The organism is Dactylosporangium siamense (assembly GCF_016862795.1).
GTDB classification, from domain to species: Bacteria; Actinomycetota; Actinomycetes; order Mycobacteriales; family Micromonosporaceae; genus Dactylosporangium; species Dactylosporangium siamense.
Genome location: NZ_BONQ01000027.1, coordinates 1 through 6,649, shown reverse-complemented (window position 1 = coordinate 6,649; position 6,649 = coordinate 1). Strand labels below are relative to the sequence as shown.

The window sequence follows — 6,649 nt, the reverse complement described above, 5'->3', positions numbered from 1 at the left end:
AAGTGAGGACGCATGAGCCATCGGACGGGTGCGGTACTGGTCACCGGCGCCGCCGGCGGCATCGGGCAGCTCGTCGTGGCCGAACTGGTCGACGCCGGGCTGACCGTCCTCGCCACCGACCGGGTCGACCGGCCGGCCCCGGGTGCCGCCGCGCGCCTGGTCGGTGACCTGCGCGACCCCGGGTTCGTCGCGGAGTGCTTCAACGGCCCGGCGGCCATCGCCGCGGGTGGCGTGGACGCGGTGGTGCACCTGGCGGCGATCCCCGCCCCGGGCATCGTGCCGGAACACGAGACGCTGCAGGGCAACACCACGTCGGCGTACCTGGTGTTCACCGAGGCCGGTCGCCACGGCGTGCGGCGGGTCGTCGCCTCGTCCAGCTTCTCCGCGGTCGGTCTGGCCTGGGCGGACCGCGACCTGTCGCCGCACTACGTGCCGGTCGACGAGCGGCACCCGTCGCTGACCGTCGACTCCTACGGGCTGTCGAAGACCTTCACCGAGGAGATCGCGGCGTTCACCACCCGCCGGTTCGGCGTGTCCACGGTGTGCCTGCGGTTCCCGTTCGCGGGCACGGGGGAGCGGCTTCGCGAGCGGCTCGACGCCGTGCGCCGCGACCCGGCCGGCAACCGCCGCGACCTGTGGGCGTGGGTCGACTCGCGGGACGTCGCACGGGCCGCGCACGCCGCCGTGACCGCGGACCTGACCGGGCACCACGTGCTCAACATCGCCGCGGCCGACACGACGACCGCCGTGCCGACGCGCGAGCTGCTGCACCGTTACCACCCCGCGGCCGCGGTGCGGGCCGACCTCACCGACCACCAGAGCCTCATCGACATCCGCCTGGCCGAAACCGTGCTCGGGTTCGCTCCCGTGCACGGCTGGCGTCCCGATCCCGGAGGCAACCCATGACATCCCGATGGTCTCTCGTCTGGCTGACCGTCGTCGCGGCGGCCGCCCTCCTGGTGCCCGCCGGCGCCGCACACGCCGCGGCCGGCCCGGTCATGTACCCCCGCGGCGTCGGCGTGGACCTCGGCCCGGAACCGGTCACGCTCGGACTGCGGGCCCGCGCCGGCGACGACCCGGCGGGCCTGCGCACCGGCACCCTGGACGGCCGCGGCTACTGGCAGACGCAGGTCGCCGCGGGCACGAGCTACCTCGGCCTGACCTCGGACGCGGGCTACGCCGCGAGTGCCGCCCAGGCGCCGGTCGTCGTCGTGGTCACCTACTACGACGCCGGCAGCGGGCAGGTGACGCTGCGCACCCCGTCCGGTGACACGAAGACCGTCGCCGACCTCGCCGGCACCAACACCTGGCGGCTGGCGGCGGTCGGGCTCGAGGGCGCCGCGCTCACGGGTGAGCTGCGCCTCGCCGCAACGGACAATGACCTCACGGTCGCCCAGGTCCGCATCACCAGGACCGGACCGCAGGCCGTTCTCGGCCCCACCGCGACGGACACCGGCCTGAGCCCGCGGGCCGGTGACAACGAGGCCGGGCTGGTCACCGGCGCCGCGGCCGGGCGGGGCTACTGGAAGACCAATGCCGCCGCGCCGCCGCCGGGGACCAACTACCTGTACCTGAACGTCTCGGACAGCTACGCCTACGACACCACCGACATCGTGATGGTCTCCGTCGACTACCTCGACTCGGGCAACGGCACGCTGTTCCTGCACTACGACTCGCCGGGCGAGGACATCGCCGACAGGTTCAAGCCGTCGGCGGCCGTCACCTACGGCGACAGCCAGACGTGGAAGACGCAGGACTTCGTCCTCGACGACGCGATCCTGACCAACCGCACCAACGGCGCGGACTTCCGGCTCACTCACGACGGGTCCCCGGTCGAGCTCACCGTCGCCGCCGTGCGGGTGACCGTCGTCCCGCGCCGGCTCGACGTGAAGGCCGGTCTGCGGGACCTCGTCGCCACGGCGAACCTGGCTGTGTCCGCGGCCCGTGAGGGGACCCGCGACGGGCAGTACCCGCCCGGCTCGAAGGCGACCCTGACCGCGGCCGTCGCCCGGGCCCAGGCGGTCCTCGACACCACGGGGGCGACCGAGGCGCAGGTGGCGGCGGCGCTGCGCGGCCTGCACGACACGTACCAGGCGTTCCGTGCGTCGGCCGTCGACACCGACCTGGCCCGCCGTGCCACGCTCACCGCGAGCAGCACCGCCGGCGGTTCGAGCCCGGCGGCGGCGAACGACGGCGACCCGACCACCGCCTGGACGAGCGGAACCGGTGGCAAGGGGGAGTGGCTGCGGGCCGATCTCGGCACGGCGCGATCCGTCAACGAGGTGCTGGTCCAGTGGGGCAACGCCTACTCGCCCGACTACACCGTCGAGGTCTCCGCCGACGGCACCGCCTACACCGCCGTCGGACGCAACGGCGCGAGCGGCGGCAACGGCTCGTCGCGGACCCGGTTCGCCACGGTCACCGCACGGTACGTCCGGGTCAACCTCACCGGGTACGCCGCCGGCCTCACCGGCTTCGACGTGGCCGGACTCCAGATCCGCGACCAGCGGGTCGTCACCACGACGCCGAAGCTCGTCAAGACCAGGTATCCGAGCACCGACGCGGTCGTCGCGGACTTCGACGCCACCGCCTACGGCGCCGACCTGACCGGTCGCCGGGACGCCACGGCGGCACTGCAGGCGGCCCTGTGGGACTGCTACGACGCCGGTGGCGGGACCGTCTGGCTCCCGGCCGGCACGTACCGGGTGACCAGCACGGTCGAGGTGCCGGCCTTCTGCACGGTGCGCGGTGACCGGCGCGACCCGGATCAGGGCCGCGGCGACTACGGCACGCTCGTCAGCGCGGACCTGCCCGCCGGTGACACCGGCCCGGTGCTGTTCCGCATCGGCGGCAGCGCCGGCGTCGTGGGCGTCACCACCTACTACCCGCGGCAGAGCGGGACCGACCCGGTGCCCTACAACTTCACGTTCGAGATCCCGGGCAGCGCCTGGGCCGGCGACGAGAACTACATGATGAGCACCGTCTCGGACGTGACCATGCTCAACTCGTACCGCGGCATCGGCATCAGCACCATGCGCGACGAACGGGGGCGCCCGCCCGGCAACGGCCAGACGCACGAGTCGGCGACGGTGCGCAACGTCAGGGGCACCGCGCTGCTGGAAGGCGTCGAGGCGTACAACGGCGCCGACGTCGGCACGTGGGAGAACATCAGGTTCAGCAACGGCTACTGGGCCGAGGCCCCCGCGGCGTTCCACCCGCCGCGGCGGAGCACCCTGGACGCGTGGACCCGCGCGCACGGCACCGGGTTCGTCCTCGGCGACCTGGAGTGGGACCAGTTCACCGACCTGTCCGCGGCGGACTACCGGGTCGGCATCCACGTCGTGCGGGGGCTGCGGGCCGAGTTCACCGGCGTCTTCCAGCGGGTGCGGCTGCTGCGCACCGACGTCGCGCTGCAGGTCGACCAGTTCGACGCGCGGTGGGGGCTGGCCATGGCGGCGAGCCGGCTGGAAGGCACCCGGGCCGCGGTGGTCAACAACGGCGGCGGCTACGTGAAGCTTACCGGCACCGAACTCGTCGGCGCGGTCCAGGGAACGGTGCACCAGCTCGCCGGGGACCCGCCCACCGACGACGCGGAACCCGTCGTCGTCAAGCCCCGCCGCGAGGTCCTCTACGACGTGAACGGCACACCGAGGGGCAACGGCTACCTTCCCGCGCAGGACGCGACGGCGGGCATCCAGCGCGCGCTGGACCGGGCCGGGCGCGACGGCGGTGGCGTGGTCTACCTCCCCGCCGGCTGGTACCGGCTCAACGGCCGCCTCGTCGTCCCCGCCGGAGTCGAGCTGCGCGGCGCTTCGGCGGTGCCGAACCGCGACGAGGACGGTCGCAGCGGCGGCACCGTGCTGATGTCCTACGCCGGGCGCAATACCGCCGCTCCGGACACCGAGCAGGCCGCGATCACGCTGCGCGGCGAGCGGGCCGGGGTCAACGGCCTGCGGGTGTTCTACCCGGAGAACAACCCGGCCGCGCCGGGCGGCCTGGTCCCGTATCCGTACGCGATCCGCGGGCAGGGGACCGCCACCTACGCCGTCAACATCGGCCTGCCGAACGCGTGGAACGCCATCGACATGGCCACGCACCGCAACGACCGCTTCCTGGTCAGGAAGATCAAGGGCACGTTCGTGCGGCACGGCGTCACCGTCGGCCGGAGCGACGACGGGCGGATCGAGGGTGTGCTCAGCAACGGCAACACCTTCGTCCGCACCGGCTTCCACCTGCCCAACTGGGTCCTCGGCAAGGACCTCTTCCCGCAGGTGATCGACGGCTGGACGCGGAAGTACGCGGACCTGGTCACGGTCGACGGCGCGAACCGGCTGACCGTCGCCGACGCGTTCGGCTACGGCCTGCACAACGGGATCGTCGTGCACTCCGGCAGCGTGCGGGTGTTCAACCTGGGCACCGACAACCTCGGCGCCGACGGCGTCACCGTGCAGGTCGCCGGCGGTGACGTGACCGTCGTCAACCTGATGCGCTACAACGGCGCCACGAGCACCGGGCGCGTGAAGCTCTACAATGTCATGGTCATCAACATCGTCGAGCACAACGTCACGGTGGCGGCGGATCCTGACCACGCCGGCACCGTCAGGTTGCGGGGCAACGAGACGCGGCCGGGCTTCTACGAGCCCGGCGGCCAGGTCACGGCCTCGGCCAAGGCCGCGCCCGGGTTCCGCTTCGTGAACTGGACCGTCGGAGGCGTCGAGGTGTCCACAGCCCGCGAGTATGCGTTCACGGTCATCGGCGGCCAGGTGTTGACCGCCAACTTCGCGCCGAAGGACACGGCATGAGCACAGCCATCGTCGTGCGTGGCGGCTGGGAGGGCCACCGGCCCGTCGAGGCCACCGACCGCTACGTGACCCAGCTGCGGGACCGCGGCGTCGAGGTCGTCACGTCCGAGAGCCTCGACGTGTACCTCGACGCGGACCTCCTCGACCGCGCCGACCTGATTGTCCAGTGCTGGACCATGGGCACGATCACGCCGGAGCAGCTGGCCGGCCTGACCGCCGCGGTGCGGGCCGGCACCGGGTTCGCCGGCTGGCACGGCGGCATCATCGACGCGTTCCGGGCCTCCGCCGACTACCAGTTCATGACCGGCGGGCAGTTCGTGCACCATCCGGCCGACTTCCTCACCTACGAGGTGCGGCCCGTCTCCGACCATCCGGTCGTGAAGGGGATCGGGCCGTTCATCGTGCACACCGAGCAGTACCGCGTGCACGTCGACCCGTCGATCGAGGTCCACGCGGTCACGGACGTCGACGGCGTCACGATGCCGGTCGTGTGGACCACCCGGTGGGGCGCGGGACGGGTGTTCGTCACCACCGTCGGCCACCGCCTCGAGGACCTCGAGGTGGCCGAACACCACGAGATCATCATGCGGGGGCTGGCATGGGCGACACGTTGAACGTCGGCGTCATCGGCGCCGGAAAGATCAGCACGGCCTACGCCACCACGTTCGCCCGCCTGCCCGGCGTCGCCATGACCCGCGTCGCCGATCTCGACGCCGGTCGCGCCGCGGCCCTGGCCGGGCAGTTCGAGGGGGTGCGGTCCGGGACACCCGAGGAGCTGCTCGCCGCCGACGACGTCGACCTCGTCCTGAACCTGACCGTGCCGCAGGCCCACGCCGCGGTGGCGCTCGCCGCGATCGCGTCCGGCAAGCACGTCTACGGCGAGAAGCCCCTGGCAGCCGGCACCACCGACGCCCGCGGGGTCCTGGACGCCGCCGCCCGCGCCGGCCTCGTCGTCGGCTGCGCGCCGGACACGGTGCTCGGCACCGGCCTGCAGACCGCCCGCGCGAGCGTCGAGGCCGGTGACATCGGCACCCCGCTCGCCGCGACCGCGTTCATGATCACCCCTGGTCACGAGCGCTGGCACCCGTCGCCCGAGTTCTACTACCAGCCGGGCGGCGGGCCGCTGCTCGACATGGGTCCCTACTACCTGTCCGCGCTGGTGCACCTGCTGGGCCCGGTCCGCCGGGTCACCGGCGTGACGGCCACCCCGCGCGCGACCCGCGAGGTCGGCTCCGGGCCGAACGCCGGCACGGTCTTTCCGGTCGAGGTGGCCACCCACGTGACCGGCGTCCTCGAACACACCGGCGGCGCGGTGACCACGCTCATGATGAGCTTCGACATCTGGGCCGGCCAGCTGCCGCGGATCGAGGTGTACGGCGAATCGGGGTCGCTGTCGGTGCCGGACCCGAACAACTTCACCGGCCCGGTGCGGCTGTTCACGGCGGCGACGCAGGACTGGGCCGACGTCCCGGACCGGGCCGGCTACCGCGACGCGGCGCGCGGTTACGGCGTCGCGGACCTGGCCCGGTCCCTGCGCGACGGCACGTCCCCGCGCGCGTCGGGTGAGCTGGCGTTCCACGTCCTGGACGTGATGGAGCGGCTGCTGGAGGCCGCCGCCACCGGCACCTCACTCGACGTCGCCAGCACCTGCGTCGTTCCGGCGCCGGTGCCGCTCAGCGCGGTGCCTGAGCCGGGAGCGTGACGGTCACCGTCAGCCCGCCGTCGTCGTTCGGGGTCGCCGTCACCGTGCCCTGATGCGCGCGCACGATCGAGCGCACGATCGCCAGCCCGAGGCCGGTCGAGCGGGCCCCGGCGGCGCGGCCGGCCGCGAGCCGCTGGAACGGCTC

General features: G+C 73.2%; 5 protein-coding genes. 4 read left to right on the top strand and 1 reads right to left on the bottom strand.

The window, feature by feature from the left end; translation table 11 throughout:
* The first annotated feature begins 12 nt into the window (after positions 1-12).
* From Dsi01nite_RS09430 to Dsi01nite_RS09415, 4 genes are read left to right on the top strand one after another with little or no spacing between them, the layout of a single operon-like run.
* Positions 13-906: an NAD-dependent epimerase/dehydratase family protein gene (locus tag Dsi01nite_RS09430; RefSeq protein WP_203845678.1), complete on the top strand. Its 894-nt coding sequence runs from the start codon at positions 13-15 to the stop codon at positions 904-906.
* Positions 903-4,802: a discoidin domain-containing protein gene (locus Dsi01nite_RS09425; protein ID WP_203845677.1), complete on the top strand. Its 3,900-nt coding sequence runs from the start codon at positions 903-905 to the stop codon at positions 4,800-4,802. The genes Dsi01nite_RS09430 and Dsi01nite_RS09425 overlap by 4 nt, the downstream gene beginning before the upstream one ends.
* Positions 4,799-5,416 carry a ThuA domain-containing protein gene (locus Dsi01nite_RS09420; protein ID WP_203845676.1) on the top strand — a complete coding sequence of 206 codons (618 nt, stop codon included), beginning with the start codon at positions 4,799-4,801 and terminating at the stop codon, positions 5,414-5,416. Before Dsi01nite_RS09425 ends, Dsi01nite_RS09420 begins: the two co-directional genes overlap by 4 nt.
* The gene (locus Dsi01nite_RS09415) at positions 5,401-6,504 is read left to right on the top strand and encodes a Gfo/Idh/MocA family protein (RefSeq protein ID WP_203845675.1); all 1,104 of its coding nucleotides are present in this window, start codon (positions 5,401-5,403) and stop codon (positions 6,502-6,504) included. Before Dsi01nite_RS09420 ends, Dsi01nite_RS09415 begins: the two co-directional genes overlap by 16 nt.
* On the opposite strand, the gene Dsi01nite_RS09410 is transcribed toward Dsi01nite_RS09415, so the two are convergent.
* Positions 6,476-6,589 (bottom strand): hypothetical protein, encoded by a 114-nt coding sequence (locus tag Dsi01nite_RS09410; RefSeq protein WP_308442032.1) that lies wholly within the window; start codon positions 6,587-6,589, stop codon positions 6,476-6,478. The genes Dsi01nite_RS09415 and Dsi01nite_RS09410 overlap by 29 nt on opposite strands.
* Between the last annotated feature and the right edge of the window lie 60 nt (positions 6,590-6,649).